Raw genomic sequence first — 16,158 nt, forward strand, 5'->3', positions numbered from 1 at the left:
AAGAATTAGCTCGTTGATATGCGGTTCCCTTGATCCTGAAAGCCATCCTGATGAGGTAAAATCTCAGGGCCGTCAGCCTGATATTTGGAGCGTTTCCAGCCCATGCCTTATCTGCTAAAACTCCTTCAAAATCGGGCTGGCCGCGACTTCATTGTCGGTGACATCCATTTCAAAACACGAGAGCTCCATAGAGGCCTTAAGGCGCTCGCCTTCGACCAATCCGTCGACCGGCTGATAGCAGTTGGAGATCTCATCGACCGTGGCCCAGGCATGCTCGATGGACTGAAACTATTGGGCGAACCATGGTTCTTTACAGTGAAGGGCAATCACGAGCAGATGCTCATCGACGCCTATCGAGCTAGCCCTCACCTACCCTACTCCGCTCATGGAGCGCGCTGGTGGCTCACGATTGATGACGAATCCAAGCCCATGATCGTCGACAAGCTGGATAGCTTGCCGATGGCTATCGAGGTGGAGACAGCTCAAGGCGTGGTAGGTGTGGTTCACGCTGACGTGCCCGTGGGATTGGCCTGGGATGATTTCACCCTGAGTCTCGCAAACCCACAGATTCAGGATGTGGCCTTGTGGGGCCGCGAGCGGATCAAAAAGCATCATCGAAGTGGTGTGCGGGGTGCATGGCGTGTCTGTGTCGGGCACACATGGATTCCGAATGCCCTACGTCTGGGCAATGTCCTTGCCTTGGACGTAACCGGCGGTGGTGAGGGTTCCTTGGCAATCTATTCGGTGCAGGAAGACACCATCTATGTCGATGGCGAGCCGGCCAATCTTGACCAGGCCGCTCGCCTCGGTGAACAGCTAAACGAGCTCGAGCAGTCCCTGACCTCACTCAAAACCTTGGTGCATGCGAACAAGCTTATTGAGTCGCAGATCGCCAGCCGCGAGGCCGAAGGCAAGGTGAAGCTGATCAGTTCAGCCTGTCTGAACATGGCTGACGAGATCTCAGCTACTCAGCAGTTCATGAATGCGCTACATGGACTCAGCCTTCTATCCAACGAATACCGGCTGCCAAGCTAGAGGAGCTGCAGGCCCGATACGCTGGCACACCCACAGGCGAGCTGCTCCGTCGTCTGTTTGGCACCGAGAACTAGCTGATTTCGTCGCCGGGTTAAATCCGCAAAAAAATCCGAAAAAATCGGACGTACTTCCCTCTGAAGCCCTGGAATCGCAAAGGCTGTGAGACTTTAGAAAATCCGCAAAAAGGTGGCCCTTGCCCTGAGTGTCCCCCCCGCTGCCCACCGAACCACACACACCTGTACCGGCTAATGACCTTTCTCAGCGGGGCCACCCAATGCCAGAAGCTGGTAATCAGTAACCGCTTGAAACCGGTGTTCAGCCATCAGCCTGAGACGCTCCAGCTCTGGCCCTGGTATCCCCTCCGATTGTGCATGGTGGTATCGCTTCATAGCTTCAACCGCATCCGTGTACATGGGATGATCCGGAGGAAGCAATTTGCTCAGGTCTCTGTCCACTGCCCCACCTCAAGCTCAATGATCAATACGGTGCTCTGGTTGCCCAGATGCAAGGAAGCAGGCTAATGATAGAACCCCATGACAAGGACGATAGGTGATGAAACGTGTACGGCTGATTCGGCACGGCCAGAGTGCTGCAAACGCGGGGCAAGCCAGTCGAGATCATGCAAGCATTCCTCTCACGTCTTTGGGCCTGGAACAAGCTCGGATGATCGCCGGATCATTTTCCGTGGCACCTGACCTGATCGTCGCATCTTCCTTCGCACGAGCGCAGGCCACCGCCCAGGCAACTGCAGCAACCTTCCCCGGGACACCGTTTGAGACATGGGCTATCGAAGAGTTTACGTACCTTGCACCCGAGCGCTGTGTCGATACGACTGTGGCCCAGAGGAAGAGCTGGGTCGATGCATACTGGCTGAAGTCCGACCCCGCCTATCGCGACGGCGCCGGCGCGGAGTCATTCCATGATTTTGTTGCTCGAGCCCAGGCATTTTTGGATCGGCTTGAGCAGCATCCAGCCGGTGATATCGCCGTGTTTGCCCATGGGCAATATTTGAACGCCGTCGCCTGGCTGCTGGAGAGCAAGCCTCGAGTTCTGGATGGCCAAGCGATGGCTGATTGGCGTGCCTACGAGATCGAAAACCACATCCAGAATGCTAAAGGCTTCTCTCTATCACGAAGCGCTGGCGATACAGTATGGGCGCTCGGTACACGCGATTACTGAAGCACTATATTATCTTTCATTTCGCTCACGTTGGAATTGGCAGGCTGCAGTCGACGCCGACGACTTGATGCTTTTCGGCACTAGAGTCATCGGGTTCAACGCCCCCTATACGGCCTTAGATTACAGTCGTACACTTCAATCGAAGCAGCGAATACGCCACAAGCAGATGTCCGACTGAATAAAACAACCCACTAACTCAGCGCAAAAAGGTAATAAATGCAACAGCTAGAAGATATGATCGATGAGCTTTTTGATGAAAACCCCATCCTAAAGCTCCCATTTCCATACATTTATAACCAATTCTGCCAAATTGTTACGCACAGCCTTCTCGATACCAAGGAAGTGCCATTTAGCACCCTAATACCCTACGCCTTTATATTCAACAAAGTCACCAACTTCACCAATCACACCCTAGAGTCATGCACCGAGTCAATTTATGAAATCGAGCAGAAAGACTTCAACCATCTTTTTGCCTGCGCCAACTTAAACATAGTATTCCCTTTTATTCGACATAAAATTTATAGCCTCACACAAAAAAGCGAAACCGAATCATTCATTGACTATACCAGCAAGGACGCTGAAACCCACGAGCTTAACGACATAATAGTTACCCAGCTATCACTGCCGGCAATCCCCCCACTCGAGCGCAGCCCAAAAACCCTGGCGGAGAGCATTAAACGACGGCTAGTCAGAGGAGAATCGGTGGAGCCACTAGCTTACCGTGGATACATAGCCGATATGTACACCAACCCGAAAAACACCTTTATCGAAGCAGACATCGTTCCGGACGAGTTCTATACACACATCGGTTTTTCATCAGCAGAAGCATTCAAAAAAATTAGAAACGCTTTCATGTGCATTGGCCAAACCTACATCGACGTGTCGATCATGGTCAACATGTACCTAGCAGCAAACGAGATCTACGACAGCCCTCTAGGCAATAAGCTATGGCAAGGCCTAGCTATGGCCAAGCTCAAAAACTCCGTACTAAAAGAGCATATCCAGCATGTAACAAAGTCAACCGATGAGGATTATGAGAAATTTGCCGAATTCTTCTTTTGTGGCGCAGGCGAAAACACCGAGCTACAAAACAAATTTATACCACCTTTCTGGCGAATTGAAGAAGACGTCTATTTCTGCCCTTCCATTGTGCCGACCCTATTGGGCGCAAGAAACCTTATTATTTCCATTCAAAACAACGAAGCCCAAAAGGAGAAATACAAATACGACAGCATGATCTCCAATCTTTTTGAGCCAGAGCTGCTAAGAAGAGCAAAATCCCACTTTGAAGCGCACGGTTTTGAAACATATCTTGAGAAGGATTTCAAAGGCGGGGAGATTGACCTCCTAGTGTACTGTAAGAAGTCGCACTCCATCATTACGATTCAAGCAAAGGCCACACTTTATGCCGAATCAGCCCGCATGGCCAGAAGACTGGATGGCAGAGTATCGGAAGGGATTGAACAAACAATTCGCTTCGACAAACTAGATCAAAAATCTAAACATGCACTTTATAAGGCAGCATTCCCTGAAATTGAAAAACCAGAGGAGGTTAATCACCTTCGCGCTATTCTCACCAACTCCGGCTTTGGAACAACCGTTAGCTGGAATAAACTTGAGAAGCACAACATCATCCCAATAAACTGCAATATTCTCAGAAACATTCTCCCGCACTGCGAATCTCTACCTGATCTCCCTCAGAAGGTAAGTAATTTCATCCAAAAGGCCAAGGCTGAAATTGATTTTGATGAAACCACAAAGATATTCGACCTGCCTGGACACACCATCAAACAAAGACATGTTGAGCCATTAGGTATGAAAAAACTGTTCGATGCTCAGTATTGGGGCGAATAGTTAGAAACGACATCATCGAGGCCTTATACAGAGGCCTCATCTCGCTGGTACTTCTCACGTTCGTGCTGTGCATGCTAGCACTGGAAGCAGATAGCGATTGCCACTAAGCCACCTACCGAGGCTAGTAAAGCAATGATCAGAGGCCGAATGACTTCTTCACCCTACCGAAGATAGATGGGGCTGGATCTCTCCGTCAGGAGCAGAGGCTATAGGTCGAACCTCTTCGTAGAGACTCTTTGCAGACTGCAGCCGAGTTTAGTATCTGCATCGCGTCGGCGCCCGGCATCAATGGCCTCAGCGGCCTTCATGAGGCGGACATCGAGGGGGCTGATGGAGCACCAGTGATGATGCCCGGCGCTTCGCCTGCTACGAACAAGCCTACCACGCTCCTACCAGACAGACCCAGTCGATCCTGAACTTCGAAGAAATGGATCTTCGCCCTGTGTCTAATAGCTATCGTGCGAAAAATGATGATGAGCTTTTGGAAGAGCTAGATGGCCGGCCAGGTTGGTCTAAGTATCGATAGTTCGTCAACATGTGGGCGGTATAGTGGCAGACCGGCTCGGATATCCCGCAGCCACCCAATAGAGAATGGCTCAATCGAGAGTTTAACACCCTAAACTATCGCATCACTTGCCTACCATTCAACTCAGTTTAGGATTCTAATAATCACCTCTAAATAGAGAGCCTTCGGCAAATAGACAGCAATACCTCAGCGAAACTTTTTTCTTAGCCCATAAAAATCTATCCCATCTTTTTTCACAGCAGGCAGCAATCCCGACTCTCTAGATATAGCCCTGCTAAGTATTTTATCGCCAAATACCAGAAGATCACCTCCCTTATCATCAAGCCTATTAGCTACACCATGCACAATTTTTGATCTACTTTGATATAGCTCTCTACAATTATCAATGATAGAGGCTCTCTCATCATGAGTGAGTGCTAGAGAATAGGCGCAGCGATCAGCTAATGACCTAGTCAGCCCAGAATCGTTGTTCTGGTCACCAAAAATCGACTCAAGCCCTATGCATACTTTGACTAACCGCATGGCGTCGGAAGGATCAGAAAGAGAATCTAAGCGCCACTCACTAGCAGTCCGGATCGATTTCGCAGTATCATTATCGTTGTAACATATTTTTAAAAATGACTCTAGTAATTGGCGGTATCCATTTTCATCAGAAGCGCTAACTATGCCAAAAGTAACCCTTCGTACAACTGATGCAAAATCCTGCGGAAGAGCTTTTGAAAACCGTCTCTCAACCCTATCAGCGTCATCATACTGATGCACATAAATTACGCCACTTGAACCGGAAGGGTGCATCCACATTTCCATCCGCTCCTTGAATCGCAATACGCCCGCACACAACCCTCTTTCAAGGAATAGCTTAGCTGCGCCATGAGCTTCCTGCTCTGCAGCTGTGCTTAATATGCCACTTCGCGAATCGTTTTTTTCTGAAATATAACCGCTTACTTCCACCGAGTAAAAATAGGATCGTCCATTTTTGTGCTCACGAAGTCCGAGGCCCGCCTCGCCCTTTACAGTAAACAATTCATGAGAGGCCAATTCCATTCCATTATCAAGCTTAAAGCTGAATTCCTGGCTAGAGCTAATCATATCAAGCTGAAAATACACTCTATACCGGCAAGGAACCTGCAACACCCGCTGCAATATCAAATGAACCGCATCATCTAAATCTATGCGATCTGACAGCCTACCACCCTTGAAGTCTAAATACTCTGGACAAACATCCTCGAGAGCTTCAAGAACTAACGCACAGACCGATCTCGACGTTAGCCATGTAGACTTAGACTTTAGAATTTCAGTCTCAAGCTTCTTATTAGGAGAACTCCAACCTTCACCCAAATCATCTTTTGTTGGAAGAACAATACTCAAAAGCCAATTCTTAATTTGCCTTTGTATTGCCTCAACTGCCTTCTCGTTCATTATACACCCATCTACTTTATATCACGTAATTCACTAAACACTATCGGCACTCTTACGACAAGCAGCCCGCCCAGAGATTTCAACCATTAAAGCTAAGGAACAATGGCAATGGTGCTGATCATATTATATGGGCTACAGATCATCATCCTGAGCATTAAGATGCGCAGCAAGCACATCACCATGGCACGCAGCAGGCTTGCAATGGCATAAGATGACCTTTCTCCGAATTATGCCTAGGTCGTGCTCGCGGTTTTCAGAAGCCTTCAGGAAGCCGCAACCGATAGGCCACCTCAATTCTTGATACCACCAGAGGAGCATCAGGTCGACACGGGCGGTGTAGTACCCCAGCCATGAGCTTCTCCCAAACCAGCAAGGCGCTCGCTGTGTGGGGCATTTACGCCCCACCTCTCTGCGTACAAAGACAGAACCGCCTCCTAGCCTCGCTTGCATCAGATAACTACGGACTAATAGACTCCGACCGTGACCAGCGTCTCGTGCGGTAAGCGACCAAGCAAGCTCCCCCTAGAACGCCAACTCCGGATGCACCGTCTTGAACAGCGCGAAGCCTAAGAACACCGGATCCCCCGGTACTATCTCTGCGGAGCTCATAATAGAAGCCACTGCATTCATATGAGAGCCCGATGTCACCACATCGTCTAGGATGACGACATAATCGACGTCTTCATCAAATTCCGAATCTGGAAGTAGTCCTAGAGTGGGGAGTTGATCATCCATATGTCGCGGGCCAGGCGTATCATGGGATGGGTGTTTTGGAACAATCCGTCGCACCACGTCAAACGCACTCATTTCAATGTCTTCTGATTCATCCGTGACCCACTCGCTCCACCACTCAGATATCAATCCAATTGGAGAGCTTAGGTTGCACTCATGAGGGACAGAAGGCGGTACTGGCACGATCAGAACACGCCCCTCGACACCTTGCTCGTCTAACCAGGTCATGAACGCGCGCTTATAAATACCAGCCAGCGCCCTTAATGAATGCTGCGTATTAAATACTCCTCCAGAGCCATACAGCTGCATAACCCGATTAGACTGGTGATGCTCGGCGCCATAATTTTTCGCGGGTTTTACAATCCAATGCAGATCTTTAGAGGCCCACCTGTCACTTTCCCCTCTGTAGTGCTCCTGATTTGAAACGTACTCCTTAACATAACCTATCTCTTCGAGCTCCACGCGCTCGACGTCTTCCGGATCCAAAAATTCAAAATCCTGATAGAAGTCATGGTATTCGAAATCTAACTCACCATCTAAGAACTCCCTGACACATGCCGAAAGCTGGGTGTGATTGTGAGCTACGCGCGTAGGCATAGATTGCAGAGCGAGATCGACATCATGGCGTGTGCCCCAAGCGGCAAAGACTGACGGAGCTTGGATTCTATGAGCAAAATAGATGTCTTTTGGGCTGTCTCCCACCACGAGAAACTCCATTTCATCAGCATCTACTTCAAGCACGTGTTCTAGAGCATCGACGACCACTTCAAAGTCAACCATAGGTTTACCTTGAGCGCCGAAAACATACCGATCATCGATATCATAGCCACATTCAGCCAAGACCTTAATGCAATAAGGTCTAGGTGAATCGGAAACAATCACAGCGCAAATTTCGTCCGTAAAAGATCTATTAAAGCTTGTGACCAGTCTAGGGTCATAAGCCTCAACCGAGATCTCGCCTGCGTCAATGGCAGCTACGACGCGCCCGCGCCCACCATTGGAAGTTAGATATGGGAGGCACTCTTCGGTATTGGCCAGCGTAAAATCCAAATCAAATATTAGCACCCGCATCGAAATTCTCCCTAATAACTTTTATCCTATCCTTGTTCTTTACAACCCATGTATATGACGACTCTCGGATATTGTTCTCCAAGACATACACAGGCTTATTCTGCTCTAAGCAAATTCGAATTGCATGCTGAGTGCCGCTCTTGTCGCCAGCTCGCGCCACAACAATTCCACCGGAGGACAGGGCAACCGTTGTTCTATTCCTATTCGCAAAGAAAGACCCAAACGAACCGATGCCGACCGGATACTCTGTAACGACTAGATGCTTGGCAGCAATCTCATCCTGCAGCGCAGCATTACTCTTTGGGTAGTGCATGTTCAACGGAGTACCCAAAACTGCAATGGTTCGCCCACCGTTTTGGATGGCAGTCTCGTGGCCTAATGTGTCTGAACCTTCAGCTAATCCACTGACCACAACCTCAAAGCCAGATGTGGCCAGGCGGCGCACGACCCGTCGCCCGTGGTCACGGTGAGCTTCATCGAATAGTTCCCGAGTACCCACAAAACCAATAGTTTTTTCTACAGAGGCCAGTGCAAGATCGCCCTGGAAATACAGAATCGGTGGAGTACCAGGATAATTCAGTAAGACTTTTGGATAGCGTTCATCCAAGCAAGTTACGACATCGTAAGCTGCTGTGAATTTCTTGATTTTCTCAAAAACTTTAAGGCCAACGTCCTCCTCCACCGGAATCATGGTGAAGTGATCGTTATATATATTCTCGAGCGACCCGGCCTGCAACAATGACCTTCTCAGATCATCATTGGCTTTGGCACTCCCAATGCCTATTTTTTTCGACAACACCAGTACCGCATGCATCCACGCGAGACGTTGGTGATCGTGGGTCAATTGATCCAAAAGCACAGGTGGAATCCTCTCCAATGCAGGCTGAATGACTATTCCCTTGCCTCCGCAGAAAGCGGAGCGCCTGCCTTCGATAGTGGCAAATTACCATTGCTCTTGCGGCAAGGGAAGCATGAAAGGTAGTCACGCTACCGGAGCGAGCACAGAATGCAATGTCCTCATGACATCAGCCTCTCAAGCTGTCGCTCAGGTCGGTACCTTGTTTGTTAGGGAACGGTCATATCCCAAGCTGGTTGGAGAGCCGAGCCGCCCGCATGGTCTGGGTAAGCTTGGTGGCAGGCATCTTCTCCAGCAGGCCATCAACCAGGTGCTGGGCGTGCCGGCTGTACAGCGTTACGCGGTTTGAGGAGTCCCCTCTGAAAGGAACGACACCGTCCGCTTCCTCCTGGGCAATTTTCAGTAAATTAATCACCTCAGGGCCTACATCATGCTCATGCAGATATTCGACCGTTGGCCTTGCGGGAGGCCCTGCTCCTTGCCACAGTTCGACGACGACCTGGTACAGCTCAGATTGCCCGAAATGATCCAGAGCCGCCCTCCAGAGGAGGCCCTCTTGTGAAATGTCGATGCGGTTGCCACTCATGCGAAAGGAATCACTGTCTTGAAGCTCTACCTTGATTGCGAATTCACCCAGCTCTCGCCGGCAGCGAAGCTGATCTCGCTCGCCTTGGTTGCTGAAGACGGGAGCGAATTCTACGTCGAATTGCTCGACACATGGAGCAATCAGGATTGCAGTGACTTCGTAATCGAGATTGTGCTCCCACAGCTCTGGCATGGGAGCTATGCGATGCCCGTTCTGACTGCACGTGACGCGCTCCGGGGCTTCCTGGAAGGTTTCCCGGAGATGCTAGAGATTGTGACCGACGCACCGCAGTACGATTGGGAGCTGTTTTGCGAGCTGGCTTATGCCAACGGACGCTGGCCGAGCAACGTGCTGAACAGGCCCACTGACGCTACGACTCTGGACGCTTGCAACGATGGAGCCCCGTTGCCGCATCATGCTCTCTTGGACGCTCGAATCATCGCAGGCATGTTCACTCGTTAAATGGCGAAACCTGTGCCACTAGATGTGCCCACTGACCAGCACCCTGAAAGCATGGATCAGTCGATGATACGTGATCCCTGATCACGTCATCCGCTCCACTCGGCTCTCAGGTGACCCGCGCCCACTACGCTGCAATTCCTCGCTGTTTCATGCGCTCCAGGAGAGCCTCAGGGTGAACACGGTAAACCCCAGGGCTAACACGGAGTGTCATTTTGCGATAGGTCGGACTATGTGTAGCACTGGAGATTTCCGAGTTCGACAGAAAACACCCGGTGGTCGTCTCGGGATCTTCAGGGAAAAAGCTAATCAGTTCTTGGCGGGTGATAACCAGGCCGCTTCCCAGATGACCATCAATTACCGCATCAAGGAATCGATCAGCAAACGCGAGGTCTGTCATTGTGCACTTCCTTACTTGAGAGAACGACGGTATACGGCTTTATTGCCGCTGTTACGTGAGACCCATTCTGCTAGACCAGCTAGGTCGACCTGCTTTCGAAACGCCTTTCCAAACGACTTCCTGTCACCAGTGGTCATCAAATGCCAAAGGTCATTTGGGATCACATCCTCAACGAGGAAGGTGTCTCCAAAAGGCACCTTCTCCACCGCTTTCAGGGTCACCTGAACGGCGTGCACCAAATCAACAGCCTCTGCCTCAGGTTGATCCAAAGCAACCGCTAGAAGGTTGTTAAGAACCTCATCTGCAGTGCTTCCCGAGCTACTGCTGAGACCCAGCACAGCAGCCATCAGGTCATCGCGAATCTCAACCAAAACCTTCATGAGCCTACTCCTTTTCTCTCCTTTCCTGGCCAAGCATAGCGATGCCTAACGAAAACCTCAAACCTTTTTACAGGAGTGGAAAGGTTTCTCGCTATCAACCATCATTAACACTGAAACCTGAGGCCTAGAGCGTAGGTTTCGACTTCCGCCCCTAGGTTGGAAAAGGTTAAGCTAAGCTGGCTATGTGCCAGCCAGCAGCAGGGACAAAGGAAAAGTTGGGTGATCAGGGACAGATATGAATGGATCTTCGTCTACAACCTTTCAGTTCGACTAGCATGGGTCACGGATCTCAGAAAAGAGATAGTGGGTACTCGCGCCTTTACATACCACTCTCGCAGCTAAAGCATGGCTCATGCCTTATTTATTTGCTGGCGATGTCTCGCTATTCATGCAAAAAACTATCTCTGACTCAGAACAAACTTGGCAGCAAGTATGTGTTTCACCTGGAGCAATGAAACGACATGAAACTAAATGAAGTTGACCTCCGGGAGCAGGCAGGCAGGGATACGATAAACCGATTTCGTGCTCAGTTCCGAGCGGCACTAATCGAAAGCCTAGCGATCCTAGAAGAAAGCGAAATTGAGCGCATATATTGCGATTACCATGAAGACTACGTCGTAAAATATGTTATTGATGGTGAAACTCGATATCGCTTTGTCCAAGTTAAAACCAAGACGAAGCTTAACGACCAGTACACGATACTTGATATCTTCGGGATCAAAAAACGCCGTAACACGGAGCACAATTTACCCGACAGCTTTGCTGGAAAGCTGTTACCCCACATCAAGAATTTTGGAAAATCATGTCACTCGGTAGAAATCCGAACCAACATTAACTTTGAAGACGAAGTGGAGCAAATCCTCGAGGAAGTAAGAGGAAAGCGCCCAGTAGGTGCGCACACAAAGACATTGATAGCAGAAACTCAAAAACTGATACCTAGCCTAGCCTTTGAATCCGAAGATGTGCATCTTCATTTTCTTTCGCACCTCTGCCTGGAACCAAGGCAACAGATTCTGAGTGAGCAAGACGATCTTTTCGTCTCAATGGCGTCCAATCAAATATATAAATTTAGCGAAGTCCACTTAAAGCCTGACGAAGTTCAAAAAATAATAGTCCGACTTCTTTCAACAATTGAATCTAAATCCGCCGAAATCTTAATTAAAGATATTTCCGCAGCCGAGTTAGATCGAAAGGCCAGTATTGGCATGAAAGATGTCTTGGATGTGCTCTCCATCTCTACATCAACTTATGAGATTTTACGAGACGGCGGTGATGAAAAAGCCATCAAGTCGGCATCAATTCTTCAGCGAACCTTGAAACGCTCGGGATTCTCTTCCAACACCATTGACGCGTTTGCGGGCTATAAGTGCCAATGGGAAGCTTGGCACAGAAAGTATCGCCATGACATACCAGACTTCCTGATGACCATAGCCATTGAGCTCGTAGTTGAAAGCGCTAGAAAACTGGCTTTAGGTGCCATTAAGACAGCAGAAATCACTACCGAAGTAACTACACTACAAACCAAGCTTTGCAACCAATTGATGCGAACTGACATAACCCTTGAACTGACCTTTGGCGCAGTCCTCTCGGAACTGGTAAGAGGCGAAGCAACATGAAACTCGTTGAAGCTATAGAAATCGCCTCCACTGAAGCCCCCTTGATCATTACTCGAAGCGCTCCGCGCTCTCGAAGGGATGCACTTCAGAACGAAAGCTTGTTCCATATGCCACTTATTGCACTTTCGATATTGAGCCTAGCCAAAGGTAGATCGAAACCTAAAGCCGATGAAATTGGCAAGCTCATAGGCCAATGCTTTGAACATAGTCTCGCAACATTCAGCGGCTCGAGCCAAGAACTAGGCTGGTCGGCCAACCTTCGAATCCGAACGGTGAAGGCCCTAACCTTTTTAGAGTCGACTAATTTAATCACCATAAATAAAAATACTTCCAGACTTGAGGCAACCTCGACTGGCAAAAAAATCGTCGATGGAGCAATCGAGTCGGAAGGTGAGCTTTGCGTTTTCCTCCTAACCATCCAACGGGAATACAGGAACATTTGCAAGGAACGCGCAGTAGAGGAAAAACTATGAGATTCGAATCCTTAGAGATTGTCGCCAATGGCCCTAATGGCTGGGGATCAGGCCTGCTTGAGTTCGGCAGTGATATAACTCAACTATTTGCAGAGAATGAAAGCGGAAAAACACCGCTCATAATGTCCACCCTATTCTGCTTGGGAATGGATGTAAAATTTCGTGCAGACATCACTAGAAATTGCAAGTCAGCAATATTACAAATCGCGATAAATGATAAAAAGATAACTCTCGAGCGCTCCATCGGAGAAAAGTTTGACCTAACTGTCCACGAAAGCTCGAAAACCATCAATCGCTTTTATAATGACGAGGATTTTTCGCGATTCTTTTTAAACCTCATAAATATCAAAACCAATAAACTAATCACCACTAGCGGCACACCTACCCTCCCATATTTTTCAAGCTTAATACCGCTTTTTTACTTAGATCAAGATCATGGATATTTGGAGTTTTACGCAGCACGTCAGTCTTTCGTCAAAGACCAATACTCCGAAATGGTTAGATTGTTGGTAGGCCTCCCACCTTTCAATTTATATGACAAGAAACGCACTGGTATAGAACTAAAAAAAGAGGCTGACTATCTCGATACATCTATCGTCTCGAGCCGAAAACTTTTGGAACGTCTACAGCAAGACTTGACAGCTCCTATCCGCACAATTGATACGCTAGAGAAAAAACTAGAACGTTCCAAAACACGACTGGAAGAGCTGAAAAACACTAAAAATGTTAAGAGCGAAGCTCTGTCTGGTCTTGACGATTTGATAGCAGAGCAACGAGTACGATACCGCGAACTTAGCAATGAATCCATACAGCTCGAGTCAAAGATATCCAGTGCCAAGCTAATTCGAGACGAAATAGAAAGCGAAATTCAAACACTAAACTTGAATGAGGACGCTCGAAGAGCCTTCATATCTTTCTCCGAGCTATGCACCACGCCGAACTGCGGCATGTTCATGGCCAGTGCCGAGTCATATGGCAAGAGCCTTCTCTATTTGAGAGACCAGATAAAGGATTTAGAGATTTCTACTGCCGCAAACATTCAAGCCGCAGAAAGATTGGAGATCGCGAAATCGCTAACCAATCGCCATATCGAATCCTTTATACACAAGCGTTCAATCGCCGAGCGCGAGGCTGGAATAGATGCATTCATTGAGGCAATTAGCACCACGACATCAGATATCTTCGAGCTTCAACTTGAGCTGGGCAAGCTAAAAAAGGTAGAAGCTCAGAAAACCAACCACGCCAATTTGCTGGCTCGTCGCGACAAGACGCTGTCACTCTTAGAGGCGGCCCAAAAACCAAGCGAACAATCTGCTGAGGTAATTACATTCCGTCTACGGCTGTCGCAGGCCATGACCAAATGGCTGGATACTTTGCATGCGCGCAATGTATCGAATCAAATCAAAATCGACTCCAACCTAAAACCAATGATGGGAGATGAGAAGCTTGAAATATTCAAAGGCAGCTCAAAGACCCGTACAGTTCTTGCATTCCACGCCGCACTATTCGAAATATGTCTAGAAGACAAAAACTCTCCTTTCAGGATATTAATCCTGGACACCCCAAAGCAGCAGGACATTCCCGACATTCATCTGTCTGATTACATAGAAGAACTTAAGTCGCTCGCCTCGAAAAATAATGCCCAAGTTATATTCTCAACCTCGAGCTATAGATATCAAATCGACCCAGCAACTGACAAAGAATGGCTTCCAAAATTTGGCAATGGAGAGGATGCTATGTACCTAGGCATTCCAAACCAATAGTACCTTAGCAATTGCCAGATGTATACTGGCAACCATCATGGCGTGGTCGCAATACCTGCGTACCACGCCGATAGCTTAGCAATTAGGCAAGCCAAGACTCGACTTCATCAGCACCATATTGAGCTTTCCACTCTTTCAGGAGCTTGTGATTGCCGCCTTTGGTTTCGATTATTTCACCGTTGTGCGGGTTCTTGTACTGCTTCACCTGACGCTCACGGCGCGGCGCTTTTTCGACACCAGCAGGAGCGGCAACACGTCGGCCCGCCTGGGGATCTAGGATGTTGATGATGTCGCGCAGGCTGTAGCCATACTGGCCAAGCAAATCACGCAATTTGGTCTCAAATTCAATTTCTTTCTGCAGCTCAGAGCTGCCTTTCAGGGCCTCAAGCTCTGCGAGTTGTGCAGCGAGCTGCTGCTCCAGTTGACGAAATTCTGCCAAACGGGACATAGGGAATCCTTGGTGCGGTTAGTAGAAGTAAGGCTCACATCGTAAACCATCGAGATCTATTTGTTGCTACAGGATATGGGCGCTCTAGGGGGTTCTTTTGTATCGAAGGAGGCCTGGTTGCAATCCCGCTGATGACCTTAGTCCTGGTTTTGAGCCAAATCATGGCTCAGGGTACTGCTTTAGTCATGATGGTTCCGAACGTTGCCCTTGCACTTTGGCAGCATCAGCAAATTTCGAAATTCAGGCTAGCAAGGTCACGACATTGGGAGCAGCCAATCGCTAAAAAGGGCTGAGGGAAAACTGGCTTGCTTATGGGATATTGTCGAGGTCACAGGGTATGGCTGTGCAGAATGCTTGAATCTGCATCTCAAGCCAATCTCCTCCTACTCAATCCATCTCAGTGGATTGACTGGCCTAGCGTACCGGCCTTGTGCAACTGGTAGTCTATGACGGTTTGATACAGGTGATCAGTCTCAAGACGGAGCCTTTCGACCTCCTCGGCTGGTCGCCCTTCATCCATCGCCTGCTGGTGGGCCCGGATGGCTTGGAGAGCCTGCAGCAATAGCGGCTCGCCGGCTTCTGCCATACCCAGGATCGTTCTTTTCACTGCGACCTCGCACTGGATCTGTGGGCCCGATGGATGCTCAGGTGCTCAAGCTCCTGCTGCCACACCGCCACGAACTTCTCGAAGTCGCGCAGGTAGGGCCCCTCTGCCAGGCGGGTAGAGCCAACACTTGCCGCTTGGAAGCGCTGCAGCCATGGCTCGGGGATGCTGTCCTCGACGACTAGCTGAACGCCGTTGTGGAGCTTCGTATTGATGACATCGACGAGCTCCTGGGCGGAGAGCTGATCACCACTCACGATGTCCTGCAGGCCCTGGTCAAGCTCGTCGAGTTCATCCAGCACCTTTTCAGCCCGAGCGTCTCCAGGCTCCATATCGGCAAGTGCCCACAGCGCTCTGCGCCTCGCGGTCTCCAGGCTGCGCAGTCGATGATCAATCGTCACGTCATTTCTCCCTGCCGCAGATGGACGTCACAGGCCAAGTTCGACTTCTAACTGCGATCCCCGCAAGGTACGGGTGAGCTCGCCTCTCGGCAGTCTTGCCAGGATCCCATCGGCGAGGTCATTGGCGTGCCGGGCGTACAAGGTGACAACACCAGGTACAGGCTGGCGATCAGGAACGAGGGCCCCGACTCGCACCTGGGCAATTTTCAGTATATTCACGACATCTGCGGGTAGCGTGTCGGTCGACAGGTGCTCGACGGTCGGCCTTGTGAGAGGGCTCGCACCGCCCCACAGATCTACAATCGTTTCCAACAGCTTTTCGGGGCCGAAATACGCCAAGGCGATTTCCCACACGC

At 49.4% G+C, this 16,158-nt stretch carries 18 protein-coding genes; 7 read left to right on the forward strand and 11 right to left on the reverse strand.

The genetic code is table 11. The features are described from left to right. The first annotated feature begins 102 nt into the window (after positions 1 to 102). From ACF8O8_RS21955 to ACF8O8_RS21965, 3 genes are all read left to right on the forward strand, one after another. Positions 103 to 1,035, forward strand: a complete 933-nt coding sequence (locus ACF8O8_RS21955; protein WP_392510468.1) for a metallophosphoesterase — start codon at positions 103 to 105, stop codon at positions 1,033 to 1,035. Between the two features lie 552 nt (positions 1,036 to 1,587). After that, positions 1,588 to 2,214, forward strand: a complete 627-nt coding sequence (locus ACF8O8_RS21960) for a histidine phosphatase family protein (RefSeq protein WP_392510469.1) — start codon at positions 1,588 to 1,590, stop codon at positions 2,212 to 2,214. A 216-nt stretch (positions 2,215 to 2,430) separates the two neighbouring features. Next, the gene (locus ACF8O8_RS21965; RefSeq protein ID WP_392510470.1) at positions 2,431 to 4,068 is read left to right on the forward strand and encodes a hypothetical protein; all 1,638 of its coding nucleotides are present in this window, start codon (positions 2,431 to 2,433) and stop codon (positions 4,066 to 4,068) included. Between the two features lie 712 nt (positions 4,069 to 4,780). Here the strand turns inward: ACF8O8_RS21965 and ACF8O8_RS21970 are convergent. The 5 genes from ACF8O8_RS21970 to ACF8O8_RS21990 all read right to left on the reverse strand — a co-directional run bounded on the left by ACF8O8_RS21970 (position 4,781) and on the right by ACF8O8_RS21990 (position 9,258). Beyond that, on the reverse strand, positions 4,781 to 6,013 hold the full coding sequence (locus ACF8O8_RS21970) for a hypothetical protein (RefSeq protein ID WP_392510471.1): 1,233 nt from the start codon (positions 6,011 to 6,013) through the stop codon (positions 4,781 to 4,783). 132 nt (positions 6,014 to 6,145) lie between these two features. Next, entirely contained in the window at positions 6,146 to 6,463 is a 318-nt protein-coding gene (locus tag ACF8O8_RS21975) for a DUF4326 domain-containing protein (RefSeq protein WP_392510472.1), read from the reverse strand. Between the two features lie 72 nt (positions 6,464 to 6,535). Continuing rightward, complete coding sequence (locus ACF8O8_RS21980) at positions 6,536 to 7,816, reverse strand: HAD family hydrolase (RefSeq protein ID WP_392510473.1); 1,281 nt, start codon at positions 7,814 to 7,816, stop codon at positions 6,536 to 6,538. After that, on the reverse strand, positions 7,797 to 8,675 hold the full coding sequence (locus ACF8O8_RS21985) for a DNA-processing protein DprA (RefSeq protein ID WP_392510474.1): 879 nt from the start codon (positions 8,673 to 8,675) through the stop codon (positions 7,797 to 7,799). Before ACF8O8_RS21985 ends, ACF8O8_RS21980 begins: the two co-directional genes overlap by 20 nt. Positions 8,676 to 8,892: 217 nt before the next feature. After that, entirely contained in the window at positions 8,893 to 9,258 is a 366-nt protein-coding gene (locus ACF8O8_RS21990) for a hypothetical protein (protein ID WP_392510475.1), read from the reverse strand. An 18-nt stretch (positions 9,259 to 9,276) separates the two neighbouring features. Here ACF8O8_RS21990 and ACF8O8_RS21995 point away from each other — a divergent pair, with 18 nt between their 5' ends. Continuing rightward, positions 9,277 to 9,720 carry a hypothetical protein gene (locus ACF8O8_RS21995; RefSeq protein WP_392510476.1) on the forward strand — a complete coding sequence of 148 codons (444 nt, stop codon included), beginning with the start codon at positions 9,277 to 9,279 and terminating at the stop codon, positions 9,718 to 9,720. A 124-nt stretch (positions 9,721 to 9,844) separates the two neighbouring features. Here ACF8O8_RS21995 and ACF8O8_RS22000 read toward each other — a convergent pair whose 3' ends face one another. Then, complete coding sequence (locus tag ACF8O8_RS22000; protein WP_088512367.1) at positions 9,845 to 10,117, reverse strand: hypothetical protein; 273 nt, start codon at positions 10,115 to 10,117, stop codon at positions 9,845 to 9,847. An 11-nt stretch (positions 10,118 to 10,128) separates the two neighbouring features. Continuing rightward, positions 10,129 to 10,497 carry a DUF1413 domain-containing protein gene (locus tag ACF8O8_RS22005; RefSeq protein WP_088512368.1) on the reverse strand — a complete coding sequence of 123 codons (369 nt, stop codon included), beginning with the start codon at positions 10,495 to 10,497 and terminating at the stop codon, positions 10,129 to 10,131. Positions 10,498 to 10,958: 461 nt separating this feature from the next. On the opposite strand from ACF8O8_RS22005, the gene ACF8O8_RS22010 reads away from it, so the two are divergent. The 3 genes from ACF8O8_RS22010 to ACF8O8_RS22020 are packed head-to-tail and all read left to right on the forward strand — an operon-like array spanning position 10,959 to position 14,349. Next, the gene (locus ACF8O8_RS22010; protein ID WP_088512369.1) at positions 10,959 to 12,113 is read left to right on the forward strand and encodes a dsDNA nuclease domain-containing protein; all 1,155 of its coding nucleotides are present in this window, start codon (positions 10,959 to 10,961) and stop codon (positions 12,111 to 12,113) included. Further along, positions 12,110 to 12,586, forward strand: a complete 477-nt coding sequence (locus ACF8O8_RS22015; RefSeq protein ID WP_088512370.1) for a hypothetical protein — start codon at positions 12,110 to 12,112, stop codon at positions 12,584 to 12,586. The genes ACF8O8_RS22010 and ACF8O8_RS22015 overlap by 4 nt, the downstream gene beginning before the upstream one ends. Further along, positions 12,583 to 14,349: a hypothetical protein gene (locus tag ACF8O8_RS22020; protein ID WP_256596041.1), complete on the forward strand. Its 1,767-nt coding sequence runs from the start codon at positions 12,583 to 12,585 to the stop codon at positions 14,347 to 14,349. The genes ACF8O8_RS22015 and ACF8O8_RS22020 overlap by 4 nt, the downstream gene beginning before the upstream one ends. An 82-nt stretch (positions 14,350 to 14,431) precedes the next feature. Here ACF8O8_RS22020 and ACF8O8_RS22025 read toward each other — a convergent pair whose 3' ends face one another. The 4 genes from ACF8O8_RS22025 to ACF8O8_RS22040 all read right to left on the reverse strand — a co-directional run bounded on the left by ACF8O8_RS22025 (position 14,432) and on the right by ACF8O8_RS22040 (position 16,156). Continuing rightward, entirely contained in the window at positions 14,432 to 14,797 is a 366-nt protein-coding gene (locus ACF8O8_RS22025) for a histone-like nucleoid-structuring protein, MvaT/MvaU family (RefSeq protein WP_301159075.1), read from the reverse strand. 397 nt (positions 14,798 to 15,194) lie between these two features. Further along, a complete protein-coding gene (locus tag ACF8O8_RS22030) occupies positions 15,195 to 15,383 on the reverse strand; it encodes a hypothetical protein (protein ID WP_247722176.1) in 189 nt (62 codons plus the stop codon). Between the two features lie 17 nt (positions 15,384 to 15,400). After that, positions 15,401 to 15,802, reverse strand: a complete 402-nt coding sequence (locus ACF8O8_RS22035) for a hypothetical protein (RefSeq protein WP_392510477.1) — start codon at positions 15,800 to 15,802, stop codon at positions 15,401 to 15,403. A 27-nt stretch (positions 15,803 to 15,829) separates the two neighbouring features. Beyond that, positions 15,830 to 16,156, reverse strand: coding sequence for a hypothetical protein (locus ACF8O8_RS22040; protein WP_392510478.1), 327 nt, complete (start codon positions 16,154 to 16,156; stop codon positions 15,830 to 15,832). Positions 16,157 to 16,158 lie beyond the last annotated feature (2 nt).

Origin of the sequence: Pseudomonas sp. TYF_14 (assembly GCF_043105275.1) — a bacterium.
GTDB classification, from domain to species: domain Bacteria; phylum Pseudomonadota; class Gammaproteobacteria; order Pseudomonadales; family Pseudomonadaceae; genus Aquipseudomonas; species Aquipseudomonas alloputida.